Here is a 2532-nt window from a genome sequence, read left to right on the forward strand (position 1 = left end):
GAACGAACCCGCTGCGCGGGATGGGCCCGTGCGGTGAGGTAGAGATCACGAGCCGGACGTCGCGCTCGCATTGAGGGTGGTTCGGCAGCGGCAGAGCATCACAGGCTTCTTCAACAAGGAGCCTGACCATGCCCTATCCTGTTCTCGATGCACCGATCAGTCCACTGCGGCAGCGGCTGATCGACGACATGAACATGCGGCGTTTCTCACAGGAGACGCAGCGCAACTATCTCCGCGACATCGGACGCTTGGCGACGTTCCTCGGGCGTTCACCAGACACAGCGACCACCGACGACCTGCGCCAGTTCCAGATCGAGCAGCAGGACGACGGTGTTCCCGTTCCGACGATGAACAGCATCGTGTCGGCGCTGCGCTTCTTCTTCACGCATACGGTCGATCGTCCCGATCTGGCACGCAAGCTCGTTCGTCTGGCGCATCCGCGCAAGCTGCCGGTGGTGCTGAGCCGCGATGAGGTCGCCCGGCTGCTCAACGCCACCACCTGCCTCAAGCACCAGGCCGCGCTGTCGGTCGCTTATGGCGCGGGCCTGCGTGTGGCGGAGGTGGCGATGCTGAAGGTTGCCGACGTCGATAGCGAGCGCATGCTGTTGCGCGTCGAGCGCGGCAAGGGCGGGCGATACCGCAACGCCATGCTGTCGCAAGACCTGCTCTTGTTGCTGCGCCAGTGGTGGAAGGTCGGACGCCAGCAGGGCGTGATGCATCGCGACGGCTGGTTGTTTCCGGGGCAGCATGCGATGAAGCCCATCAGCACCCGCCAGCTCTATCGCGTGGTCGTCGAGGCAGCGCAGGCGGCCGACATCGCCAAGCGGGTCGGGCCGCACACGCTGCGCCACAGCTTCGCCACCCACCTGCTGGAGGACGGCACCGACATCCGGATCATCCAGGTCCTGCTCGGGCACGCCAAGCTCAACAATACAGCTTTCTACACCAAGGTCGCGACCCGCACGGTGCGCACGGTCACGAGCCCGCTCGACAAGCTTGGCCTCTTCAAGCCGGAAGAGATCTCACCCGACGGCTGAGCGTGCACGCCTCGATCGAGGTTGCCGACATCTTCCGCACTGCCGGGCCGGCCTACCGGGCCGCCCATGCAGGGCATCTGACACTGCAGCAGCTCAAGGTCATGTCGGCGATCGAGCACTGCCGCACCGCAGCCCTTGGCGGTCACGTGGAGGCCTGCGAGGACTGCGGCGAGTTGCGCATCGCCTACAACTCCTGCCGCAACCGGCACTGTCCGAAGTGCCAGGGCGCCACGGCGCGGACATGGCTTGCCGAGCGCGAGGCCGACCTGCTGCCGGTCGGCTACTTCCACGTTGTCTTCACGCTGCCCGCCGAGGTCGCCGACATCGCGTTCCAGAACAAGGCGGTGGTCTACGACCTGCTGTTCCGTGCGGCCTCGGAGACGATGCTGACGATCGCGGCGGATCCGAAGCATCTCGGCGCGCGCATCGGCATCACCGCCGTGCTCCACACATGGGGCTCGGCGATGACACACCATCCGCACGTGCACATGATCGTGCCGGGCGGTGGCATCGCGCCGGACGCTAGCCGGTGGATATCGTCGCGTCCGGCCTTCCTGCTGCCGGTGCGCGTGCTCGGCAAGCTGTTCCGCCGCCTGTTCCTCTCCCGGTTGGTCGCGCTGCACGACGCTGGCCGGCTCGCCTTCTTCGGCGCAATTGCTCATTTCGCGGAACGGCGGGCATTCTTGCGCCACCTGTCGCCGGTCCGGAAGAAGCGCTGGGTGGTCTACGCCAAGGCGCCCTTCGCCGGCCCGGAAGCGGTGCTCGCCTACCTGTCGCGCTACACCCACCGGGTCGCGATCTCGAACAGCCGCCTCATCCGCCTCGATGAGAGCGGCGTCACCTTCCGCTACAAGGACTATCGTCGCGAAGGCGCCGACCGGCAGCAGCTCATGACGCTTGGCCCCGACGAGTTCATCCGCCGCTTCCTGCTCCACGTGTTGCCAAAGGGATTCCACCGCATCCGGCATTGCGGCCTGCTTGCCGGCTCTGCTCGCAAGGCCAGCCTCGCGCTTGCGCGTGAACTCCTGAACGTCGCCGCACCGGCCGACGATGACACCACGGACGAACCGGACAACTTCCGCCCGCCATGCCCCTGCTGCGGCGGACGCATGATCGTGATCGAGGTGTTCGAGCGATGGAGGCAGCCGCGCGGACCGCCACACGGTTCCCCGTCGACCGGGAGCAGCACGCCATGACCCGGCATGGAATGGTTCAGCCTTCAGCTGCAGGCACTCAGCCTCCGGCAACGGATCGACGCACGTCTATGGTGATCATCGACACCGACAGAGCCGCGCCCAGCCGCCCACCGTCCCGACAATACCGCGCGGAGGCGCAGCGAAGCGGTCTGTCCGCAGTCACCCCAGAGCTTCCCGACGGCGGTCGCGCCATCGCCGACATCTGCCGAAATCCGAAATCCCCATAGCCATCGCCTGTGGCCCGCGGGTTCCTTCCTCGGGGACTTTCGTACGCCTGCCGGCGCCCGAAACTCTTCACG

The 2532-nt window shown here is 66.5% G+C and carries 2 protein-coding genes; both read left to right on the forward strand.

Annotated elements, in window-relative coordinates; all coding sequences use genetic code 11:
• Positions 1-128: 128 nt before the first annotated feature.
• Positions 129-1037: a tyrosine-type recombinase/integrase gene (locus tag RFM40_RS33385; protein WP_320230383.1), complete on the forward strand. Its 909-nt coding sequence runs from the start codon at positions 129-131 to the stop codon at positions 1035-1037.
• Between the two features lie 2 nt (positions 1038-1039).
• Complete coding sequence (locus RFM40_RS33390) at positions 1040-2233, forward strand: IS91 family transposase (protein WP_320230382.1); 1194 nt, start codon at positions 1040-1042, stop codon at positions 2231-2233.
• Positions 2234-2532: the final 299 nt, after the last annotated feature.

Source organism: Mesorhizobium captivum (assembly GCF_033977165.1).
GTDB classification, from domain to species: domain Bacteria; phylum Pseudomonadota; class Alphaproteobacteria; order Rhizobiales; family Rhizobiaceae; genus Mesorhizobium; species Mesorhizobium captivum.

Bases quoted from the DNA above. Each gene is read 5' to 3' on its own strand.
- RFM40_RS33385 (WP_320230383.1), top strand. From the start codon at position 129: ATGCCCTATCCTGTTCTCGATGCACCGATCAGTCCACTGCGGCAGCGG.